This is a genomic window from Anabaena azotica FACHB-119 (assembly GCF_014697625.1).
Classification (GTDB): Bacteria; Cyanobacteriota; Cyanobacteriia; order Cyanobacteriales; family Nostocaceae; genus Trichormus; species Trichormus azoticus_A.
The window spans coordinates 128,186-152,354 of sequence record NZ_JACJSG010000005.1; the positions used below are offsets into that span (position 1 = coordinate 128,186).

9 protein-coding genes are annotated in these 24,169 nt (G+C 38.1%); all 9 read left to right on the forward strand.

The genetic code is table 11. The features are described 5' to 3' along the window. Positions 1-18 precede the first annotated feature (18 nt). The 9 genes from H6G83_RS05155 (at position 19) to H6G83_RS05195 (ending at position 23,951) form a co-directional block, all read left to right on the forward strand. Positions 19-4,569 carry a type I polyketide synthase gene (locus H6G83_RS05155; RefSeq protein WP_190467952.1) on the forward strand — a complete coding sequence of 1,517 codons (4,551 nt, stop codon included), beginning with the start codon at positions 19-21 and terminating at the stop codon, positions 4,567-4,569. A 79-nt stretch (positions 4,570-4,648) separates the two neighbouring features. Continuing rightward, positions 4,649-8,035: a non-ribosomal peptide synthetase gene (locus H6G83_RS05160; protein WP_190467954.1), complete on the forward strand. Its 3,387-nt coding sequence runs from the start codon at positions 4,649-4,651 to the stop codon at positions 8,033-8,035. 14 nt (positions 8,036-8,049) lie between these two features. Beyond that, positions 8,050-13,920, forward strand: a complete 5,871-nt coding sequence (locus tag H6G83_RS05165; protein ID WP_190467957.1) for a type I polyketide synthase — start codon at positions 8,050-8,052, stop codon at positions 13,918-13,920. A gap of 145 nt (positions 13,921-14,065) precedes the next feature. After that, the gene (locus H6G83_RS05170; protein ID WP_190467961.1) at positions 14,066-15,637 is read left to right on the forward strand and encodes a condensation domain-containing protein; all 1,572 of its coding nucleotides are present in this window, start codon (positions 14,066-14,068) and stop codon (positions 15,635-15,637) included. Then, positions 15,634-16,656, forward strand: a complete 1,023-nt coding sequence (locus H6G83_RS05175; RefSeq protein ID WP_190467964.1) for a TauD/TfdA family dioxygenase — start codon at positions 15,634-15,636, stop codon at positions 16,654-16,656. Before H6G83_RS05170 ends, H6G83_RS05175 begins: the two co-directional genes overlap by 4 nt. A gap of 8 nt (positions 16,657-16,664) precedes the next feature. Then, a complete protein-coding gene (locus H6G83_RS05180; RefSeq protein WP_190467967.1) occupies positions 16,665-21,041 on the forward strand; it encodes a non-ribosomal peptide synthetase in 4,377 nt (1,458 codons plus the stop codon). A gap of 53 nt (positions 21,042-21,094) precedes the next feature. Further along, complete coding sequence (locus tag H6G83_RS05185) at positions 21,095-22,549, forward strand: aspartate aminotransferase family protein (protein ID WP_190467970.1); 1,455 nt, start codon at positions 21,095-21,097, stop codon at positions 22,547-22,549. Positions 22,550-22,580: 31 nt separating this feature from the next. After that, positions 22,581-22,802: an MbtH family protein gene (locus H6G83_RS05190; RefSeq protein ID WP_190467973.1), complete on the forward strand. Its 222-nt coding sequence runs from the start codon at positions 22,581-22,583 to the stop codon at positions 22,800-22,802. A 372-nt stretch (positions 22,803-23,174) separates the two neighbouring features. Further along, the gene (locus H6G83_RS05195; protein WP_190467976.1) at positions 23,175-23,951 is read left to right on the forward strand and encodes a thioesterase II family protein; all 777 of its coding nucleotides are present in this window, start codon (positions 23,175-23,177) and stop codon (positions 23,949-23,951) included. The last annotated feature ends 218 nt before the right edge of the window (positions 23,952-24,169 follow it).

A 24,169-nucleotide genomic window follows, 5' to 3' on the forward strand; every position in this document is an offset into this window, starting at 1 on the left:
AAAAACCTCCCCAAGCCCATGAATAATCATCAAATCTGTGAAACTGATATCGCTATTATTGGTATGTCTGGGAGATTTCCCCAAGCCAACAACCTCGATACTTATTGGCAAAATCTCCGCAATGGAGTAGAAGCTTTAACCCAGTTTACAGATGTTGAATTACAAGCCCAAGGTGTAGATACAAAATTACTCAATAATCCCAACTATATCAAAGCAGGATTTGTATTAGAAGATGTAGAATTATTCGCTGCTTCCTTCTTTGACTACTCCCCCAGAGAAGCAGAAATTATGGATATCCAGCAACGTATCTTTTTAGAAGTTGCTTGGGAAGCGCTAGAAAACGCAGGCTATGATACAGAACAATATCCCGGACAAATTAGTATCTACGCTAGTTGTAGCGTCAATACATATTTTTTATATAATATTCTTAGCAACTCTGAACTAATAAATTTAATCGGAATTGATCAAGTTCGGCATAACAATCGTGGAGATAACTTAGCCACAAGAGTAGCTTATAAATTAAACTTGAAAGGTTCAGCTATTAATGTCCAAACAGGCTGTTCTAGTTCCTTAGTTGGTATTCATTTAGCTTGTCAAAGTTTACTCAACCATGAATGTGATATCGCCTTAGCTGGTGGCGTTTCTATCTCTGCAAATCAAAAAACAGGCTACCTTTATCAAGAAGGGGGAATTTTATCACCCGATGGTCATTGTCGCGCCTTTGATGCTCAAGCTAGAGGTACTGTCAACGGTAATGGTGTGGGTATTGTAGTATGTAAGCGTTTACAAGATGCTATCACAGATGGCGATCGCATTCATGCTGTCATTAAAGGTACGGCTGTCAATAACGATGGTTCTCTCAAAGTAGGTTATACCGCACCAAGTATTGATGGACAAGCCAAAGTCATCGCCGAAGCATTAGCAGTATCAGGACTGCATCCTCAAACAATTAGCTATGTAGAAACTCACGGTACAGGCACTATTTTAGGCGACCCAATTGAAATTTCCGCCTTAAACAAATCTTTCTCATTCAATACACAAAAAAAGAATTTCTGTGCCATAGGTTCAGTTAAAACTAATATTGGACATTTAGACGCGGCGGCTGGTGTTGCAGGTTTAATTAAAACAGTTTTGGCATTAAAACATCAGCAAATTCCCCCTAGTTTAAATTTCCTTTCACCTAACACCCAAATTGACTTCGCCAATAGTCCTTTTTATGTCAATAATCAACTAAAGGAATGGCATTCACCACAACAACCACGCCGCGCCGGAGTCAGTTCTTTTGGTATTGGCGGAACAAATGCTCATGTCATTCTTGAAGAAGCGCCAGTTATTGAACAGGGGGAGCAACCCACCCCTAACCCCTCCCTGGAGGGGAACAAGGAGCAGGGTAGAAAATATCAGTTGTTACCACTTTCAGCTAAAACAAATTCTGCCCTAGAAATTGCCACCAAAAATTTAGCTAATTATTTACAGCAGCATCCCGATACTAACTTGGCTGATGTTGCATATACCCTCAGCATCGGTCGCCGGAGTTTTGAGCATCGTCATGTAGTAGTATGTCAAAATATTGAAGATGCAGTTAAAGTTTTAGACACAGAAAAATTGACATCATCTCTCGTAAGCGAACAGCCTGCTGTAGTTTTCATGTTTCCTGGTCAAGGTTCTCAATATGTCAACATGGGTCGGGAATTATATGAAACAGAAGCTATTTTCCGGGAACAAATTGATAATTGTTGTGAACTACTCAAAGCCTATTTAGAGTTAGATTTACGCGAAATAATCTATTCCACCACAACAGAACAAATAACTCAAACTGCTATTACCCAACCTGCATTATTTGTCATTGAATATGCACTAGCTAAATTGTGGATGGCTTGGGGAGTTAACCCACAAGCAATGATTGGTCATAGTATTGGGGAATATGTAGCAGCTTGTCTTGCTGGTGTTTTCAGCCTCGAAGATGCTTTAGCAGTGATAGCAATGCGGGGAAAATTGATGCAGCAACTACCATCAGGAGCAATGTTAGCTGTTTTTTTGCCAGCAGCAGAAATTAAACCATTATTAACCGAAAATTTAGCTTTAGCTGCCAATAATGCCCCTAATTTATGCGTGGTTTCGGGAACTCATGCAGCCATAAATGCAATACAGCAACAACTTTTAGCTAAAGGTGTAGAGTGTCGTAATTTGCACACATCCCACGCTTTCCATTCCCAAATGATGAACCCCATCATTGAGGAATTTCAAGAATATGTCAGCAAAATTAGTTTAAAAGCTCCCCAAATTCCCTTTATTTCTAATGTTACAGGTACATGGATTACTACCGCCCAAGCAACTGATTCTGACTATTGGGGAAAGCATTTGCGACAAACAGTTTATTTTGCTGAGGGTATTGCTGAGTTAGGGAAAAAATCAGAGCAAATTTTCTTAGAAGTTGGGACAGGAAAGGTATTAAGTAACTTAGTAAAACAGCTAGAAGTATCACAAACTATATTAACTTCTCTGCGTCATCCCCAAGAGCAACTATCAGATATAGCCGTTTTACTCAACACCCTTGGTAAACTTTGGCAAGCTGGAGTTGAAATCAACTGGTCAGAGTTTTATCAATCTCAGCTTCGTTACCGTATTCCTCTACCTACATATCCATTTGAACGCCAAAGATTTTGGATAGAACCACAAACAAAAGTTAATCTAATTTCTCAAGATATTAATGATTGGTTTTATGTTCCTGTATGGAAACAAACAATCCCTATCAAAGCATCTATTAACCAACAGATAATGCAGCCATGCTTAGTATTTGTTGATAGCTTGGGGGTAGGAGAAGCACTTGTTCAAGAATTACAACAAGGGCAAGATGTGATTATTGTACAAGCAGGAGATAAGTTTTCTCAGTTGCGGGATGGGGTTTATAGTATTCATCCTCAAAACAAGGCTGATTATGATGCTTTAATGCAAGAGCTATGCTTGCTGAATAAAGTTCCAAAAATGATTGTACATTGTTGGGGCATCTCGACAAATGTTGATAGTTTTTGGAGTTTAATTTTCCTCGCCCAAGCATTAGGACAAGAGCCGATAAATGATGAAGTGCAAATTATGGTTATTACTAATAATCTGCACAATGTGACTGGAGAAGAGAATTTAGTTCCAGAAAAATCAACTTTATTAGGTGCTTGTAAAGTAATTAGTCAGGAGTTTTCTAATATTACCTGCCGTCACATTGATATTGTAATTTCTCAACAGGTAAATAAACAACTGATAGAGAAACTTTTAGCTGAGATGACCAATAATTCTCAGGATTTAACTGTAGCTTATCGCGGTCAGCATCGCTGGATACAAACTTTTGAAAAAACTCAGTTAGAGACAGCCGATTTAGCGAACTCACCACTACGCCAAGGGGGAGTCTATCTAATTACTGGCGGGTTGGGAGGTATCGGTTTAACAATAGCAGAATACTTAGCCGAGACAGTGCAGGCGAAACTGGTTTTAATTGGGCGATCGCAATTCCCCAGCCGTGATGAATGGGAACAATGGTTAATCACCCATGATGACCAAAATACTATTAGTCAAAGCATTAAAAAATTGCATCATTTAGAAAAAATTGGCGCTGAAGTTCTAGTGTTAACTGCTGATGTCATCAACCTAGAACAAATGCAGTCTGTGAAGCAACAAGTATTAGCAAAATTTGGAGAAATTAACGGTGTAATTCACGCCGCAGGTGTTCCTGGTGGTGGAATTATTCAACTCAAAACACCGGAAATAGCCGCAAGGGTATTAGCACCTAAAGTTCAAGGTACTTTAATAATTGACAAAGTTTTCTGTGATGAAGGATTAGATTTGTTTGTACTTTGCTCATCATTAACATCAATTCTTGGGGGGTTAGGACAAGTAGATTATTGTGCAGCCAACGCTTTCTTAGATGGGTTTGCCCAAAGTAAAGCTTGTCAACAAAAACCTTTAACCATAGCGATAAATTGGTGTGGTTGGCAAGAAGTAGGAATGTTAGTTAATACAACCATTCCCAAAGAACTAAAAAACCACCGTCAAGAGCATCTAAATCAAGCCATATCACCACAAGAGGGTGTAGAAATATTTAGCAGAATTTTGCATAGTCGCCTACCTCAAGTAGTAGTTAGCAAACAAAATATTGATGAACAGATTAAACAAAGTCATGCTAAACTAAACTTAGCCACGCAATTAGATAAATTAGAAAAACAATTAAGCAAAAGCAATTTATCTCAACAATTCCATCCCCGCCCTAACCTCAGCAATCCTTACATAGCCCCTTGCAGTAACATAGAAAAAACTATTGCTGAAGTATGGCAACAAATTTTAGGTTTAGAACAGGTAGGAATCGATGATAACTTCTTCGATTTAGGTGGACATTCCCTATTAGCGACTCAAATCATTTCCCAGTTGCGAAAAACATTTTCAGTAGAAATACCTTTAAATAGCTTATTTTCTGATTCTTCCACAATTATCAACCTAGCGGAGAAAGTCGAACAACTAATTTTAGAAAAAATAGAAAATTTATCCGAAGAAGAAGCACAACGCCTTTTGGGAGTTTCATAACTCATCCTCATATTCTATTAACAAGACAGGTGGTGGGCAATGCCCACCCTACTTACTTTAACTTGCTGAGAGTAGCAATATGCTTGAATCTGATTCACTACTACAAAGAAAAACTAATTTATCAGCAGCAAAAAAAGCCTTATTAGCCAAATTGATGCAAGGTAAATTACAAATCAATACTATACCTCGCCGTCAACAGTCAGATTTAATACCCTTATCTTTCGCCCAAGAAAGACTATGGTTTTTAGAACAATTAGATCCAAATCAGCCCTTATATAATGAGCCAATAGCATTACGCTTGCGGGGTATGCTTGATATCCCTGCATTACAGAAAAGTTTAAATGAAATTATCAGCAGACACGAATCTCTCAGAACAAGTTTTACTACAGTTAATGAACAACCCGTCCAAATTATCACCCCAAACTTAAACTTAAATCTACCAATAATCAACCTTCAATCTCTCAATTCTAGCGAACGAGAAAATTCAGTATACAGCCTAGCCATTGAAGAAGCCTCCCAACCATTTGATTTAGGTAAAGCGCCACTGATACGAGTGAAACTGCTGCAACTGGAGGAAACAGAATATGTATTGCTGCTGACCATGCACCATATTATCTGCGATCGCTGGTCATTTGCCATCCTCCTGCAAGAACTCATCCCCCTCTACCAAGCCTTTTCTCAAAATCAACCCTCTCCCCTGACAGAACTACAAATTCAGTATGCAGACTTCGCTATCTGGCAAAAACAATACCTCACAGGAGAAGTTTTAGAAAAGCAGATATCTTACTGGAAAGAACAATTAGCCAATGCTCCCGCTTTATTAGAATTACCTCTAGACCATCCGCGATCGCCTATAATGAGTAATCGCGGTTCCAAGTTATCTTTTAAAATATCGCCATTAACCCAGGCGTTGAAAGAAATTTCCCAACAAGAAGAAGCTACTTTATTTATTACTTTATTGACTGCTTTTAAAGTTTTACTTTATCGTTATACCCAACAAACAGATATCTTAATTGGCACAACTATAGCAGGTCGTAACCAGGAAGAAATAGAAAAATTAATTGGCTTTTTTGTCAATACCATAGTGTTACGTACTCACCTAGATGATAGACCAACTTTCCGCGAATTATTAAGGCGAGTGCGTCAGGTTGCTTTAGACGCTTACGCTCATCAAGATTTACCCTTTGAACAATTAGTGGAAAAGTTGCAACCGCAACGCAGCCTCAGCCATACTCCCTTGTTTCAGGTAATGTTTCAGCTTCAGAATACACCAAACCAAACTTTAGAATTACCGGGTTTGACTTGGGAAACTTTGCAGTTTCACAACGATACCTCCAAGTTTGACCTCAGCCTCACAATGGTAGAAAGCGAAGCAGGATTAATAGGTCACTTTGAGTATAATACAGACCTTTTTGAAGCTGAAACTATTACCCGAATGCAGGGTCATTGGCAAACTTTATTAGCGGGTATTGTTGCTAACCCAGACCAAGAAATTGCAGAATTACCACTATTAACAGTAGCAGAAAAAAATCAATTATTAGAATGGAATAATACTCAATTTGATTATACTCAAAACTTATGTATTCATCAGTTATTTGCAGCGCAGGTAGAGAAAACACCTGATGCTGTTGCTGTGGTATTTGAGAATGAATATTTAACCTATCAACAACTCAATCAAAAAGCCAATCAACTCGCACATTACCTGCAAAAAATGGGTGTAGAACCAGAGGTTTTAGTGGGGATTTGTGTAGAGCGTTCTTTAGAAATGATTGTGGGCATATTAGCTATTTTGAAAGCTGGTGGTGCTTATGTACCACTTGATCCTGCTTATCCCCAAGAGCGTCTAGCTTTCATGTTAGAAGATGCTAAATTAGCACTTTTATTAACTCAACAGCGATTAAAAGAATGGCTACCTGCAAATCAAGCTCAAACTATTTGCTTAGATGCAGATTGGCAGTTAATTGCTCAAGAAAGTCAGAAGAATTTAAATACGAAAGCTACAGATACAAACTTGGCTTATGTGATTTATACTTCCGGTTCTACAGGTAAACCTAAAGGCGTTTTAATACAGCATATTTCTTTAGTTAATTATACTATTTCAGCTTGTCAAAACTATCAAATAAATTCGGGCGATCGCATTCTGCAATTTGCCTCTATTTGCTTTGATGCAGCCGCAGAAGAAATCTTCCCATGTTTAGTTCAAGGGGCTACTTTATTGCTGCGTAATGATACAATGTTGAGTTCCATACCAGCTTTTTTTCAACAATGTCAAAAATGGGAAATAACTGTGTTGGATTTACCCACAGCCTTTTGGCATCAAATTATGGGTGAATTATTAGAGCAGGGTTTACAACTACCGGAAACTATACGTTTAGTAATTATTGGTGGGGAAAAGGCATTACCAAAATATCTAGCAATTTGGAATAAATATGTTAGTAAAAAAGTTGAATTAATCAATTCCTATGGCCCCACTGAAACAACTATAGTAGCAACCATTAGCAATTTATCTCATCACCAAAACAAAGCCGAATTATCATCCGTTCCCATTGGGAAAGCAATTCATAACACCCAAGTTTATATATTAGATTCTTATCTCCAACCTACTCCTATTGGTATCCCTGGGGAACTATATATAGGTGGTTTAGGTGTTGCTAGAGGATATCTCAACCAACCGCAATTAACAGCAGAAAAATTCATTCCTCATCCTTTTAGCCAACAACCAGAAACACGTCTTTATAAAACAGGTGACTTAGCTCGTTATTTACCTAATGGCGAAATTGAAATTATAGGACGGGTTGATTATCAAGTCAAAATTCGCGGTTTTCGGATTGAATTAGGCGAAATAGAAGCAAAATTAAACCAACATCCCCACATCAATGAAGCAGTTGTAAAAGTGTGGGAAGATGAAGGTGATAAAAGATTAGTAGGATATGTCAGTTGTCAGTCAAACTCAGCATTAACAGTTACTCAACTGCGAAGCTTTTTACAAGAACAATTGCCAGAATACATGATACCCTCTGCATTTGTCTTTTTGGAAGCTTTACCTCTCACACCCAACGGCAAAATAGATAGGCTTGCGTTACCTAAACCAGAAAAATTGCGTCCAGAATTAGCAGCTAATTATGTAATTCCTCAAACTCAAGTAGAACAGAAGATTGCTAATATTTGGCAAAAAGCTTTAAAAATAGACAAAGTTGGCATTCACGATAACTTTTTTGAACTCGGTGGTCATTCTTTACTGCTGCTTAGGGTTCATAGTGAATTGCGGGAAATATTTGCAGTTGACTTATCAATGCTTGATTTGTTTAGATATCCCACCATCAATTCCTTAGCTGGTTATCTTCATCAATTACAAAACAAAATTACATCTACTCAAAATACAAACAAGCAAGTTGAAAAAATTACAACCGCTAAACAACAACAAAGAAATCGTCTCCAAAAAATGAAATCTATTAGAAGTATTTAAGGAAATATATAAAAATGTATCCTACAGCCGAATTTCAGCAAACTGGTTCAGAAATAGCAATTATTGGTTTATCAGGACGGTTTCCAGGTGCTAAAAATATAGAAGAATTTTGGCACAATTTACAAACAGGTGTTGAGTCAATTACTTTTTTTACAAACGAAGAACTTTTAGCTTCAGGGGTAGACCCAGCTTTAGTTAATCACCCTAACTATGTTAAAGCTAGGGGTGTATTGGCAGATGCAGAATTATTTGATGCCTCATTTTTTGGTTTCACTCCCAAAGAAGCAGAAATTACAGACCCACAACATCGACTATTTTTAGAATGTGCTTGGGAAGCATTAGAAAATGCTGGTTATAACTGTGAAAATTATGCTGGTGCAATTGGTGTTTATGCTGGTAGTGGCTTGAGTGGTTATTTATTTAATGTTTATACAAATGAAAGTATTCGCAATTCTGTTGATGGTCATCAAATAGCAATTGGTGGCGATAAAGATTATTTAAGCACTCGTGTTTCTTACAAACTAAATTTACAAGGCCCAAGTTATACCATTCAAACTGCTTGCTCAACTTCATTAGTTGCAGTTCATTTAGCTTGTCAAAGTCTCCTCAATGGAGAATGTGATATGGCTTTAGCTGGTGGCGTTTCTATTAGCGCTTGGCGAAAAAATGGCTATCTTTATAAAGAGGGCAGCATCGGCTCTCCTGATGGACATTGCCGCGCCTTTGATGTTCAAGCACAGGGAACCGTTGGTGGTGAAGGCTTGGGCATTGTATTGTTAAAAAGATTAGAAGATGCGATCGCAGATCAAGATACCATCTATGCAGTAATTAAAGGTTCCGCTATCAATAACGATGGCTCACAAAAAGTTAGTTACACCGCACCCAGTATTGATAGTCAAGCAAAAGTCATTAGTACGGCTCAAGCTGTGGCTGAAGTTGCACCGGAAACTATCACCTATATTGAAGCCCACGGTACAGGCACATCTTTAGGCGACCCGATAGAAATTGCGGCTTTAACCCAAGCTTTTCGCCAAAATACGGAGAAAACTGGCTTTTGCGCCATAGGTTCTTTAAAAACCAACACCGGACATTTGGATGCGGCGGCTGGCGTAGCAGGTTTAATTAAAACTGTCCTGGCACTCAAGTATAAAAAGATTCCTCCCAGCCTCCACTATCAAACAGCAAACCCGCAGATAGACTTTGCCAATAGCCCCTTTTACGTCAATACTCAACTGACTGACTGGCAAACTAACGGCACTCCTCGCCGTGCTGGGGTGAGTTCCTTTGGCATTGGCGGCACAAATGCCCATGTAATTTTAGAAGAAGCTCCTGTTCTAGAGCAGAGGGAGCAACCCACCCCTAGCCCCTCCAGGGAGGGGAACAAGGAGCAGGGGAGAGGGTATCAGTTGTTGGTACTTTCTGCTAAAACTGCTACAGCCTTAGAAAATGTTACAGCTAATTTAACAAAATATCTTCAACAAAACCAGGATTTAAATTTGGCTGATGTGGCTTATACTTTGGCAGTTGGTCGCAAAGCTTTTGACCATCGGCGGATTTTTGTATGTCAAAATAACAATCACGCCATCACCATTTTAACATCTCCAAATAGTCCAGAATTGTTTACCCATTATCAAAAACCCTGCCATCATCTAGTGGTATTTATGTTCCCTGGACAAGGTTCTCAATATGTGAATATGGGTCAAGGACTTTATGAAAATGAACCATACTTTAGAGAACAATTTGACTACTGTGCGGAACTGCTCAAACCGCATTTAAATATTGATTTGCGTGATGTAATTTACCCCGATACCGCGCAGATAGAAACAGCAAACAAATATTTAAGTCAGACATATATTACCCAGCCTGCACTATTTGTAATTGCCTACGCTTTAGCCAAATTATGGATGAGTTGGGGAGTGCATCCAGAAGCTATGATTGGTCATAGTATTGGGGAATATGTAGCGGCAACTTTGGCAGGAGTTTTTAGTTTAGAAGATGCTTTAAAGTTAGTTGCAATTCGCGGACGTTTGATGCAGCAATTACCCCCAGGTGCGATGCTTTCCGTACAAATGGCGGAGTCAGAGATTTTACCCTTGTTGGGGGCAGAATTGGCTCTAGCTGCGAGTAATGCACCATCAAGTTGTGTAGTTTCGGGTACGATAAATGCGATCGCCAAATTAGAACAGCAGTTACAACAGCAAGGTATAAATTATCGCAGGTTGCACAATTCTCACGCTTTCCATTCCCCGATGATGGATACAGTTGTTGAGCCATTTAATCAGTTGTTACGACAAATTCCCCTGCATCCTCCCCAAATTCCTTTTATCTCCAATGTTAGCGGTACATGGATGAGTGTAGCAGCAGCCACAGACCCCAACTATTGGGCAAAACATATCACTCAAACAGTGCGCTTTAGTGCAGGAATAGCTGAGTTAATTCAGCAACCAGAACGCATATTTTTGGAAGTAGGGCCGGGTAGAACTTTAAGTACATTTGTTAAACATCAACTACCAGAGGTAGTCACAGTCACCTCGCTGCGCCATCCCCAAGAACAAAAATCAGATGTAGCATTTATATTTAATAGTTTGGGTCGTCTGTGGTTGCAAGGAATAAAAGTTGATTGGGCGAGTTTTTATGCCTATGAAAAACCCTATCATATCCCTTTACCTACCTATCCTTTTGAGCGTCAGCGTTATTGGGTAGAACCGCAACAACAGAGATTTAAAGCACAATTAGAAAAACAATTTTCATCAATCACCACTGCTGAAATTTGGCAATCTCTAGTTGCACCTGGACAAATCCCGGCTTGCGCTCAAATACAACCACTTAATCAGGAAACTTATCTCACTAATAAAGATTGTTTAGATAATTTATGCCTTGCTTATATCAACTTGGCGTTGAGAAATTTAGATATTTTTCAAGATGCTTCAAACAAGTATTCTTTTGAGCAATTGTATGAGCAAAGTCGAATCATTCCGCGCTATCAACAGTTATTGCATCGCTGGTTAGATGTATTAGTAGAACATGGTTATTTACAGCAAGAGCAAGGACTGTATAGCAACTTGCAACCATTGTCTACTGATGCGCTCAATCATCTTTTAGAAATAGCCAGATTAAAGTGGGCAAACACACCACAAGTAATAGATATTGTTGAGGAATGTGGAGCCAATTTGCTATCTGTACTGCGAGGGCAAATAGAACCTTTAGAATTGTATTTCGCCGCAGGCAAAAAAAGAGCAGAAACCACAAAAACAGAATTGCCTTTGGATACATATTTAAAAGGTATTATGCGGGCAAGTGTGGCACAGATAGTCAAGTTATTACCAGCAAATGTCAACCTGAGAATTTTAGAAATTGGCGGTGGACAAGGAATTGCCACAACAGCTTTATTACCTGTTTTACCTGGAGAAAGAACAAGTTACACTTTTACTGATGTTGGTGGTTTATTACTCAATCGAGCCAAAGAAAAGTTTAGTGCTTACCCATTTGTAGAATATCGGTTTCTGGATATCGAAAAACCTGTAACTGAACAAGGGTATACTCTCCACAGCTTTGATGTGGTAATTGCTGTGAATGTTTTGCACGTTACTGGTAACATTAACCAAACCCTTAATCATGTGCGATCGCTGTTAGCTCCCGGTGGTTTATTACTGCTATGGGAAATCACGGAACCTCAACTAAATTTTGATATTACAGATGGTTTATTGATGAATCCTTTAGAGGATGTATCACGCAGTTATGGCAACCCATTCTTATCTCAAAATCAGTGGCGGGAAGCATTAAAATCTCAAGGATTTGTAGAAGTTGAGGTAGTTTCTGAAACTGAAGTATTCAAAGAAGAAATTTTCATTGCACAAGCTAGTACCACTGATGCAGCACCTCCAGCATTTAGTAACTATATTGATAGCAAACAAACTGAAGCAGATACAGTTTCATTAGCTAAAAAGCCTCACATTACTGACTGGTTTTATCTTCCTACTTGGCAGCGTGTTTCCTTACCTCAATATGTACCAAACCAGAGCAATAAAACTCAAGCAAAATGCTGCTTAGTATTTATGGATGATTGCGGTTTGGGTGACAAAATAGTTAAGCAATTGATATTAGAAGGTGGAGATGTAATTGCTGTCAAAGTTGGGGAAGCATACAAATGTCAAAGCGATCGCCTCTATACAATTAACCCCGAACAACCACAAGACTACAAGCTTTTGTGTCAACAACTCCGTACATTGGGTAAAACTCCCACCAATATTATCCATTTATGGACTGTCACACCAGAGTATGCAGAGGAGTTAGCGCCACAACAGTATGAGTCCTTGGGCTTTTACAGCTTACTATTTCTCACTCAAGCGATCGCTGAATTTTATCAAAAAGATGCGCTGCATATTCACATCATCTCCAACCATCTGCAAATAGTCACAGGTTCGGAAAAACTATGTCCAGAAAAAGCACTAGTAATTGGCCCTTGTAAAGTCATTCCCCAAGAGTACCCCAACCTCACCTGTAGCAGCATTGATGTAGTTCTTCCCACAGCCAATAGTTGGCAAGAACAGCAACTAATTAAGCAATTACTAACAGAAACTTCTAGTTTATCACCCGAACAACTAATAGCTTACCGAGGAAATCAACGCTGGGTACAGGATTTTGAGGCTGTGAAAATAGATACCCCAATTCAGGGAAATCAGCGTTTAAGAACAAAAGGAGTATATTTAATTACCGGGGGATTGGGTGGTGTTGGTTTAGCTTTAGCCGAATATCTAGCGAAAACTGTACAAGCTAGACTTATTTTACTAGGGCGATCGCCTTTTCCTCAACCAGAGGAATGGACGCAATGGCTATCAACCCATGATGCACAAGATGTCATCAGCCAAAAAATCCAAAAATTGCAAAATCTCCAAGCATTTGGCGCAGAAATTATGATAGTTAGTGCTGACGTTGCTAATTATCAACAAATGTTAGCAGTAATAAAAAAAGCAGATTTGCAATTTGGTCAAATTAATGGAGTAATTCACGCCGCCGCAGTTTTAGGTGGAGGTATGATGCAACTCAAAACAACAGAAATAGCCTCTGCTGCTTTAGCAGCAAAAGTCCAAGGAACAAGAGTATTAAATACTATTTTCCAAGATACAAACCTTGATTTCTTTGTACTTTGTTCTTCACTTTCTTCCTTTATCGGTACATCAGGAATGGTAGATTATACTGCCGAAAATGCCTTTTTAGATGCCTTTGCTCACTATCAATCTGCCCAAAATCGTAATTTAATCACATCTATTAACTGGGATAGATGGAACAGCTTAGGAATGGCAGTTGCCGTTGAGCAAAGGCACAAAGATATCACAGGGGAAGAATTAACAGCAGGGATGAATTGGGAGGAAGGTATCGAAGCATTTAACCGAATATTATCTAGTAGTAACTTTCCGCAAATAATTGTATCTACCCAAGATTTACAAACTCTGCTTCAGCCTAATAAATCTCATAAATCTGCATCAATAGAAGCAAAATTAGCCCAACTTAACCAAGTTAGAACAACTCATCCCCGCCCTAATTTAGGTAATGCTTATGTTGCCCCAACCAACGAATTAGAAATTACTCTAGCAGAAATTTGGCAACAACTTCTAGCTATTGAGCGCGTAGGCATTCATGATAACTTTTTTGAATTAGGGGGAGATTCTTTATTTGCCACTCAGCTTGTTGCTCAATTATGTAAAAACTTTCAGATTGAATTGCCATACAAACAATTTTTTAACTCACCTACTATTGCTCAGTTAGCTGAGTTTATTGCACACAAACTTGCCGCACAAGCAGAACAAGAGGAGTTAGCAAAAGCCTTAGCTGAAATTGAACAACTTTCCGAAGAAGAAGTGCAAGCAATGATGGCTTGGCAATGAGGTTATCTGATGCTCAAACTATACGAAATACAGGGCAAAAAATACTTGGCATGATTATTAATGTAGGGTGGGCATTGCCCACCGTATTATGGTTTTGGTGGGCAATGCCCACCCTACTTTAATCAAAATATTTTAATTTGTAAAAATGACTGACCTGGCTAAACGTATCGCTGCTCTTTCTCCCGAAAAACGGCAGCTTCTATTGCAAAAACTAAGCAACAAAAACAATGAAGTTAATTCCTATATACCAATAATTCATCAAGGTCGAGAATCTAATACATTTCCTGTTTCTTTTGCACAACAAAGGATATGGTTTCTCGATCAGTTACAGCCTGGAAACCCATCATTTAACATCTGTCAATTTATGCGTTTGACAGGTAAGCTAAATGTAGCAGCACTAGAACAAAGTTTTCAAGAAGTTGTGAAACGGCACGAAGTTTTGCGAACTAATTTTACTGTAGTCGATGGACAACCATTTCAGGTAATTGCACCGCCTCCAGTATTTAAAATACCCATAGTTAATTTACAAGCCCTTTCTGAAGACAACAGAGAAAGCGAAGTTTTGCGTTTAGCAAATGAAGAAGCTCAAAAATCATTTGATTTAACTAAAGATTACTTGCTACGAGTTACTTTATTACAACTGAGCGCAACAGAGCATATTTTATTGTTATCAATACACCATATTGCTGCTGATGCTTGGTCTATAGGTGTGTTAATTAACGAGATTACCACCCTTTATGACAGCTTTTCTCACAACTATGCCTCACAACTGCCGCAATTACCAATTCAGTATGCAGACTTTGCCGTTTGGCAACGTCAATGCTTGCAAGGAAAAAAATTAGACAATTTGCTGAGTTATTGGCAACAACAACTCGGCGGTCAATTACCAATACTTGAATTGCCTACAGATATGCCTCGCCCAACAAGACAAACTTACAGTGGGGCTAGGCAATGTTTGGTTCTACCTAAATCTTTATCTGAACAACTGAAAGCTTCCTACCAAGGCGGAGGTATAACGCTATTCATGATTTTACTTGCAGCATTTGGGACGTTACTTTACTGGTATACAGGGCAAGAAGATATAGTTATAGGTACTGATATTGCTAACCGTAATCAACCAGAAATTAGAGGATTAATTGGTTTTTTTGTTAATCAACTTGTTATCCGCAATAATTTTTCAGGAAACCCTTCTTTTTATGAGTTACTTGAACGAGTCCGTGAAGTAACTTTAGATGCCTATGCTCACCAAGATTTACCTTTTGATAAGCTTGTAGATGTTTTAAACCCAGTCCGAGATATGGCTCGTCCGCCTTTATTTCAGGTAAAGTTAATTCTCGAAAATACACCAAGTTCCTATTTACATCTTTCAGGACTGACTATTAAACCTTTGCAGTTTGAAAAAAAGAATACTCAACTTGATATACTTTGGGAAATAGTGGAAACAGAACAGGGAATAGTTGCAGCGTTAGAGTATAACACGAATTTATTTTATCCTAGTACCATAGCGCGAATGGTTAGACATTTTGAAATTCTGTTAAATCATGTTGCAGTAGAGCCAACAGCAAAATTAAGCCAAATAATTGAAATTCTTATTAAAAGTGATAATGCACAAGAAATCATCCAAAAGCAAACCCGCAAAGCAGAATTTAAAAGTAAATTAAAAACCGTTAAACGGCAATTAGTTGATACGCCAATTGTGACAGAGGAAGCAAAATGAAAAAGTTAGAAATTAAAGCCAGACGCAAAGCAGTAGATTTTCCAGTAAATGAATTAATAGAATTAACTAGTTTAATCAATGGCGAAACTTTACCTCTGGTAATTAAGCCATCTATAGATAGTATTGATATTGCCGAGTGGGCTAATAATAAAAGAGAATTTATCCAAGATAAGCTACACCAACATGGAGCTATTCTATTTCGAGGATTCAATATTATTACAGCACCAGAATTTGAAAAATTTGGTCTAGCTGTTTGCGGGGAACTTTTCAATGAAAATGGAGAACATCCCCGTGAGAGTGTGAGTGGGAATGTTTACACTCCGGTTTTTTATCCAGGCGATCGCAAGTTATTATGGCATAACGAAAACTCTTTTAATCATCGCTTTCCCTTAAAAATTATGTTTGGTTGTCGTCAGCCAGCACAGCAGGGAGGAGAAACACCAATTGTGGATAGTCGGAAAGTTTTTCAATTAATAAACCCTAAAATTCGTGATATCTTTATTGAAAAGCAAGTAATGTATGTTCGCAACTATGGCGATGGTTTAGGACTTGATTGGCAAACAGTATTTCAAACTGAAAATCAAACAGAAGTTGAACATAAATGTCAACAAAATGGGATAAAATTTGCCTGGAAATCAGGAAATCGTCTGCGGACTTTTTCTATCCGCCCAGCCGTTATCAAACATCCGCAAACAGGGGAATTATCCTGGTTTAATCAAGCCCAACATTGGCATCCAGCCTGCTTAGATACCATTACAAGAGAATCACTATTTACATCTTTCAAATCAGAAGATTTACCAAGAAACTGTTATTACGGTGATGGTACTCCTATTGAAGATTCTGTCATGGAAGAAATTTGCGGAGTCTACCAAGAATTAGAGGTCGTCTTTCCTTGGCAAAAAGGAGACTTCTTACTACTAGATAATATTTTAGCCGCCCACGCCAGAAACCCATTTGTGGGTGAGAGAAAGCTATTTGTAGCTATGGGCGAAATTACAAGTTATACAGAAATAGGATAATTAATCAGATGTTAGCTCAAGTCCAAGGTTTTCAACTTTCACCGCAACAAAAGCGTCTTTGGTTATTACAACAAGAGAATTCTGTTTATCTTGCTTGTTGTGCAGTTTTAATTACAGGAAATTTGCAAGTTAACGTACTCAAAGATGCGTTGCAGAAGGTTGTTGATAGAAACGAAATTCTCCGTACCAAGTTTTATCGCCCCCAAGGAATTAAAATTCCTGTGCAAATTATAGAGGCTAGTAAGTTTTTGTTTTTAGAAGAAACCATCATTAGTAATAATAGGTTATCTCAATTAATAGATGAACTATTCATTGTAGAGACACAACATCATCAAGCTGAAGAAGATTTATTTTCCACAAAACTATTCACTATTAATAACAATGTTAACGTTTTATTTATTAAGATTCCAGCGCTTTGTGCAGATACGCTATCTTTAAATAATTTAGTCGCAGAAATTAGTAATTGTTATCTTGCCTGTTCGCAAAATAAAGATATCTTAGACGAACCTTTACAATATGCTGATATTGCTGCTTGGCTAAATGAATTATTAGCAGATGAAGAAAGTGATATAGGAAGAAGATATTGGCGACAAATAGACATATCCAGGTGTGGAAGTTACAAACTAATTAATGAACAGCCAAAAGAACAACTAGATAAATTTCACCCAAAGATTTTTTACACCTTAATAAATCAGCAATTAGCAAATAAAGTTAACGAACTTAGTCAAAAGTATCAAACCTCTACTGCAAACTTTCTCTTAACTTGCTGGCTAATTTTACTGTGGCGGCTAACAGGAAATGCCGATTTAATTATTGGGACTGGTTTCGATGGACGCAACTATGAAGAATTAAAAACTAGTTTAGGATTATTTGCTAAATATCTATCTTTGGCTTGCTCTTTAAAAGATGGCGATCGCTTCACTGATATAATAGCAAAAGTCAATCATATTACCACAGAAATGTCTGATTGGCAAGAAAGCTTTAGTTGGGACGCGAGTCAACAAGATGGTTCAACAGCCTTCTTCCCTTTCTGCTTCGAGTTTACAGCCGCGCCTCAACCCCACAAAGCTGGGGAAGTTACATTCACACTTTACCAGCATTACGTCTGTAGCGATCGCTTTAAAGTGAAACTCGCAGCAGTACAGACTGTTGATGGTGAGTTAAAGGCAGAATTTCACTATGATAGTAACTTATTTGCCATAGCAGATATTGAAAATCTAGCTAATCAATTTGTCTGCTTGTTAGAAAGTGCTATTGAAAACCCCCAAGCCAACATTTCCCAGTTAAACATTTTCCCAACCGCACAGAGAAAACAACTTTTAATAGACTTCAACAATACTCAAACTTCAGCATTACCCTATCAATGTATTCATCATTGGTTTGAAGCCCAATGTCAGCAAACACCAGATAATATTGCTGTTGTTTTTGCAGAACAAAAACTCACATATCAAGAGTTAAATAAACGTGCGAATCAACTAGCACATTACTTGCAAAATTTAGGCGTAGGTTCAGAACAATTAATAGGTATTTGTGTAGAGCGTTCCTTATTAATGGTCATTGGCATATTAGGTATTCTCAAAGCTGGTGCAGCCTATGTACCCATTGACCCTAATTACCCAACAGAACGCAAAGCATATATATTAGCAGATACACAAATGTCATTGTTGCTAACTCAAGCCAGTTTAGCCGCAAGTTTCCCAGCAGATAATATCACAACTATTTGCCTAGATACTGATAGTGAAGTTATCAACCAACAACCACAAGTAAATCTCATTAGCCCAACTAATGCTGATAATTTAGCCTATGTAATTTACACCTCTGGTTCTACTGGTAAACCCAAGGGAACTTTAATTGAGCATTCTGGGTTAGTTAATTATCTCAACTGGTGTACACAAGCATATAAAGTTGAGCAAGGTTCAGGTACATTAGTTCATTCTTCTTTAAGCTTTGACCTAACCATTACTAGTTTATTTTCCCCTTTACTTGTAGGTAGCCAAGTAGAACTGCTTCCAGAACATCAGGGTATAGAAACTCTAGCGCCAACTATCAAAGCTAGAAGTAATCTTAGCCTCGTAAAAATCACCCCGGCTCATTTAGAATTACTCAGTCAACAATTAACACCCCAAGAAGCCGCAGGTAGAACAAACGCTTTTATTATCGGTGGGGAAAACCTCACTACACAACATATTAACTTCTGGCAAAAATACGCCCCTGATACTGTACTCATAAATGAATATGGCCCTACGGAAACTGTGGTAGGTTGCTGCATTTATCAAGTACCGCAAAACCATAATTATTCAAGCTCAATTCCTATCGGTCATCCCATTGCTAACACCCAACTTTATGTTTTAGACCAATACTTACAACCAGTACCAAAAGGTGTGATAGGTGAGTTATATATTGGCGGTGCGGGATTAGCAAGAGGCTACCTCAAGCAACCAGAATTAACTGCTCAAAAGTTTATTCCTCACCCCTTTAATGATGAACCTGGAGCGCGTCTTTATAGAACAGGCGACCAAGTGCGCTTTCGTGTAGATGGAACTTTAGAATTTTTAGGACGCTTAGATGACCAAGTAAAACTGCGGGGTTTCCGCATCGAATTAGGCGAAATTGAATCTTTACTTTGTCTACACCCAAAGGTGAAAGATGTAGTAGTAACAGTAAGGGAAGATGTTGCTGGCGACCAACGTTTAATAGCTTATTTGGTAGTACAACCAGAGTCTTTATCAGTAGAAGATTTACGGCATTTCTTGCAACAAAAACTCCCAGATTACATGATACCTTCTGCTTTTATACCCTTGCAAAACTTCCCGTTAACCGCCAATGGAAAAGTAGACCGTAAAGCCTTACCTGCACCAGAGAAAATTAACGCAGAAATAGAGCAATTCTATGTTGCACCTCGTAATTCCCTAGAAGCACAAATAGCAGAAATTTGGTCACAAGTGCTGAGGGTGGAAAAAGTTGGGATACATCATAACTTTTTTACCTTGGGTGGACATTCCTTGCTGGTGACTCAATTAATATCGCGGATGCGGGATGCTTTGGGTGTGGAGTTACTCATACAAGAGGTTTTTGTAAATCCTACAGTAGCTGAGTTGTGTGTCATTGTTACCCAAAAACTAGCCGAACAAGTCGATGATGAAATTTTAGCGCGATCGCTCACCGAATTCAATGATTTAAATCAAACAAATATTATCAACTTGGCTCAAGAAACTATTCTTGATTCGACAATTTACCCTTCAACTTTTTGGCGAAAACATGAAACTGCATCAACTTCTATCTTATTAACAGGATCAACTGGCTTCTTAGGCGCTTTTTTACTGTTTGAACTGTTGCAACATCAAACACATATTTATTGTTTAGTCCGGGCTACTAATTTAAAAGTAGCTAAGGAAAAACTGCAAAAAACGCTAGAATCTTATTTAATCTGGGATGAGAGTTTTAGTCAGAGAATTACCCCGATAATTGGAGATTTATCTCAACCATTACTGGGACTGAATGAAGCAGAGTTTGAAAAATTAGCCATTACTATTGATATTATTTACCATAATGGTGCTTGGGTAAATCATATTTATCCTTACTCAATTTTGAAACCTGCAAACGTACTGGGTACACAAGAAATCCTGAGACTAGCTAGTAAAATCAAAACCAAACCAGTACATTTTATTTCTAGCTCTGGTGTTGTAGCTTCCAAAGTTGAATCTGGAGTTAAGTTAGTTAGAGAACAGGATAGTCTGAACGAAAATGACTTTCCCAGCAATGGATATAGTCAAACTAAATGGATAGCTGAAAAATTAGTCCAAACTGCGGCACAAAGAGGCATTCCTATCTCTATTTACAGACCCTCTCGCATATCTGGACATAGCCAAACTGGTGTTTTTAATCGCCATGACTTTCTGTACAAATTGATCATAGGTTGTGTGCAATTAGGAACTGCGCCAGATATAAACATTAGGAATAATATAGTTCCTGTAGATTATGTCAGCAAAGCCATAGTTCATCTATCCCAGCAAGAAAAATCTCTTGGTCAAACTTTCCACTTAGTACATTCTCAAACTCTCCACTCAAATACACTTATTGAGCATATTCGCTCCTTAAATTATGCAATTGAGCAAGTTTCTTATGACCTGTGGCGAGAGAAATTACTCAAAATTACTCAAGGCTCATTAGAGCATCCTTTATCTTCATTAGTACCATTTTTCCCAGTAAAACAAACTCAAGAAGAAAATTCTCATTCAGGATTTTTACAGTTTGATAACCAAAATGTCATCAATGGCTTAGTAGGTACTTCGATTACTTGTCCTCCTGTAGACAGTCAGTTACTCAATGTTTATTTTTCCCATTTAATGAACCTGGGATTTTTGGATAATCAGGTGGCAAATTGAAGAACATTAAAACCTTGGCAATCAACAATTATTAAATCAAAAGTAGGAATTACATGAACACACAACAAGTTACATTACCTCAACATTCAGATAATTTAACTAAACTGCTAGCTACGGCAGGACTTACTACCAACCAACAAAAGTATTTACACGATTTTATCAACCGCTACAGCTATCATACAAAAACATCAAAGCAGATTTCTCAAACTTCTCGCCCCTTTTTAGCTGATGATAAAAACTTAGGAGAGTTTGATTTACTCTTGAAAGAAATGTATTATCCTATTGTTGCTAATCGCTCATCAGGTTCTAAAATATGGGATGTAGATGATAATGAATATGTAGATGTGGTCATGGGCTTGGGTATCAATCTTTTTGGACATAACCCATCTTTTATTAAAGAAGCTTTAATTAGTCAACTTGATAAAGGAATTCAACTTGGTCTGCAATCAGATTTGGTTGGTGAAGTAGCTGAGTTATTTTCTCAACTGACAGGAATGGAGCGAGTTTGCTTTAGCAATACAGGTACAGAAGCTGTAATGACGGCTCTTCGTATTGCTAGAGCAATTACAGGACGTAACAAAATTGTGATATTTTCACGTTCTTATCATGGACATTTTGACGGCACTTTAGTTAAAGCAAATAAGGCAGAAGATAATCACTATGCTCTACCCTTAGCACCTGGAGTATTGCCAGATTTTGTTAAAGATGTTTTGGTGTTAGATTATGGCAATCCTGAATCTTTAGAAATCATCAAAACTCATCAGCAAGAATTAGCAGCCGTTTTAGTAGTTCCTGTACAAACCAGTAGACCTGCTTTACAGCCAAAGGAATTTCTGCACCAGTTACGCGAATTAACACAAGCAAATGAAATTGCTTTAATTTTTGATGAAATGGTGACAGGCTTTCGCATTCATTCTGGTGGCGCACAAGCCTATTTTGGTGTGCAAGCAGATATAGCCACCTATGGAAAAATTGTTGGTGGTGGAATGCCTATTGGTGTAATTGCTGGTAAAAGTAAATATATGGATGCCATTGATGGGGGGATGTGGAATTATGGCGATGATTCTTATCCTCAAACACAAAAAACATTTTTTGCTGGTACTTTTTGTAAGCATCCATTAGCAATGACTGCGGCAAAATCAGTGTTGCAATATTTGCAAAGTGAAGGCCCATCACTGCATCAAAAATTGAATGAACGTACAACACAATTTATTAGTAAGTTGAATGATTATTTTACAGTAGAAGGGCTACCATTAAGAATGGCGAACTTTGGCTCAATCTTTGGTTCTGCATCTTTAGAATCTGCTGAAGACAATTCTACTGCTTCTGTAGTTATGAGCTTATTAAAATATCATCTGCTTGATAAAGGCGTTCACCTTTTAGGGGTAACAGGTTTTTTATCCACAGCGCACACAGATGAAGATATTAATTACATCATTCAGGCTGTTAAAGATAGTTTAGTCGAACTAAGGATGGGAGAATTTTTACCACCCCGTGCTTCTGTTTGAAATTTTAGTTCACTAATAGGAGATAAAAAAGATGCAAACAACTTCAGAAGATACAACAATGTATAAAGTTGTAGTTAATCATGAGGAACAATATTCTCTTTGGCCTGTTGATAAGGAAAATGCCCTTGGTTGGAGAGATGCAGGTAAAAGCGGACTCAAATCAGAATGTCTAGAATACATCAAAGAAGTTTGGACTGATATGAGACCCCTAAGTTTGAGAAAGAGAATGGAGGAATTATCTAGTAAAAATTAATTATAAATAAGCGGTCGAAAACAAATCAAACTATGTTGAGTAATGTAAAGTTATCACAATTTGGTTCGTAGTAAGGACTTTAGTCCTCAAAAAAGGACTAAAGTCCTTACTACAAACTTGATTTATTTAGTCCGTTCTACTTAAGTTCTCAATTAATATTGTAGAGAGGTTAAACTTCTCTACAATAATTGTATTTAGGGAACAGCAGCGCTAATATCAAGTTCGGATGAATACTTATAATATGGTTGGTTTAGTCGGTAATGGGTAATAGCGAATAGGTAATTGTTTTCTACCATTACCAATTACCAATTACCAATTACCAACCCTCACGATATGATAAGTGTTTAAGCGAACATGATATAACTTACGGTGATGAAGACAAATATATCAAGCTATAATTGGGTAATTCGCCCCCGTCCTAACCCACAAGCACATTTGCGTTTGTTTTGCTTTCCTTATGCGGGTGGTAGTTCTTTCATTTACCGCACTTGGCCTGACTCTCTACCCACATCTGTAGAAGTTTGTGCTGTCGAACTTCCAGGGAGAGGAAAGCAAATAATGTTACCGCCATATAGTAGAATGGAGCAGCTTGTGGATGCGATAGCCGAAGGCTTAAGCTCGCTTATCGCCACAGTTATCCATCCATATTTAGATCAGCCATTCGCATTCTTCGGTCACAGTATGGGCGGCTTAGTCAGCTTTGAGTTAGCGCGTCTACTCCGCAAAAAGTATGATATTAGCCCAGTTCATCTATTTATATCAGGTCGTCGCCCCCCTCATATTTCTGACCCAAAACCACCAATTCACAACCTACCAGAACCTAATTTTATCGAAGAGATACGCCATTTTAACGGTACACCACCCGCAGTATTAGAAAATGCCGAACTCATGGAATTATTTGTACCAGTATTAAGGGCAGATTTTGCAGTTTTAGAAACTTATATTTATCATCCTGAACCACTGCTAGATTGTCCCATCACTGTTTTTGGTGGCTTACAAGATGCAAGAGTCGATTGTGATTTACTACAAGCATGGCAAGAACATACAAATGCTGATTTTAATTTACATATTTTACCAGGTGATCACTTTTTTCTGCACTCTGCCCAATCTCTTTTACTAGAACAATTGGCGAAATATTTGCCACATTAACTAGTGGCGTGGCAAGGTTAAAATGTGGCATTAACTAACAATCTAATATCTCATACCAATTCAAAAAAATTTTGGCAACACATCCATTCTCTGTGGGGGCGCACAGCTGTGCGCCCCTACACATCTGCGTTTATCTGCGTTTATCTGCGTTCAATTTTTTCCTAATCTATGTGTTGCAAATATTTTTTGCATTACTATTAGGGCTGGGTGGTAAAATT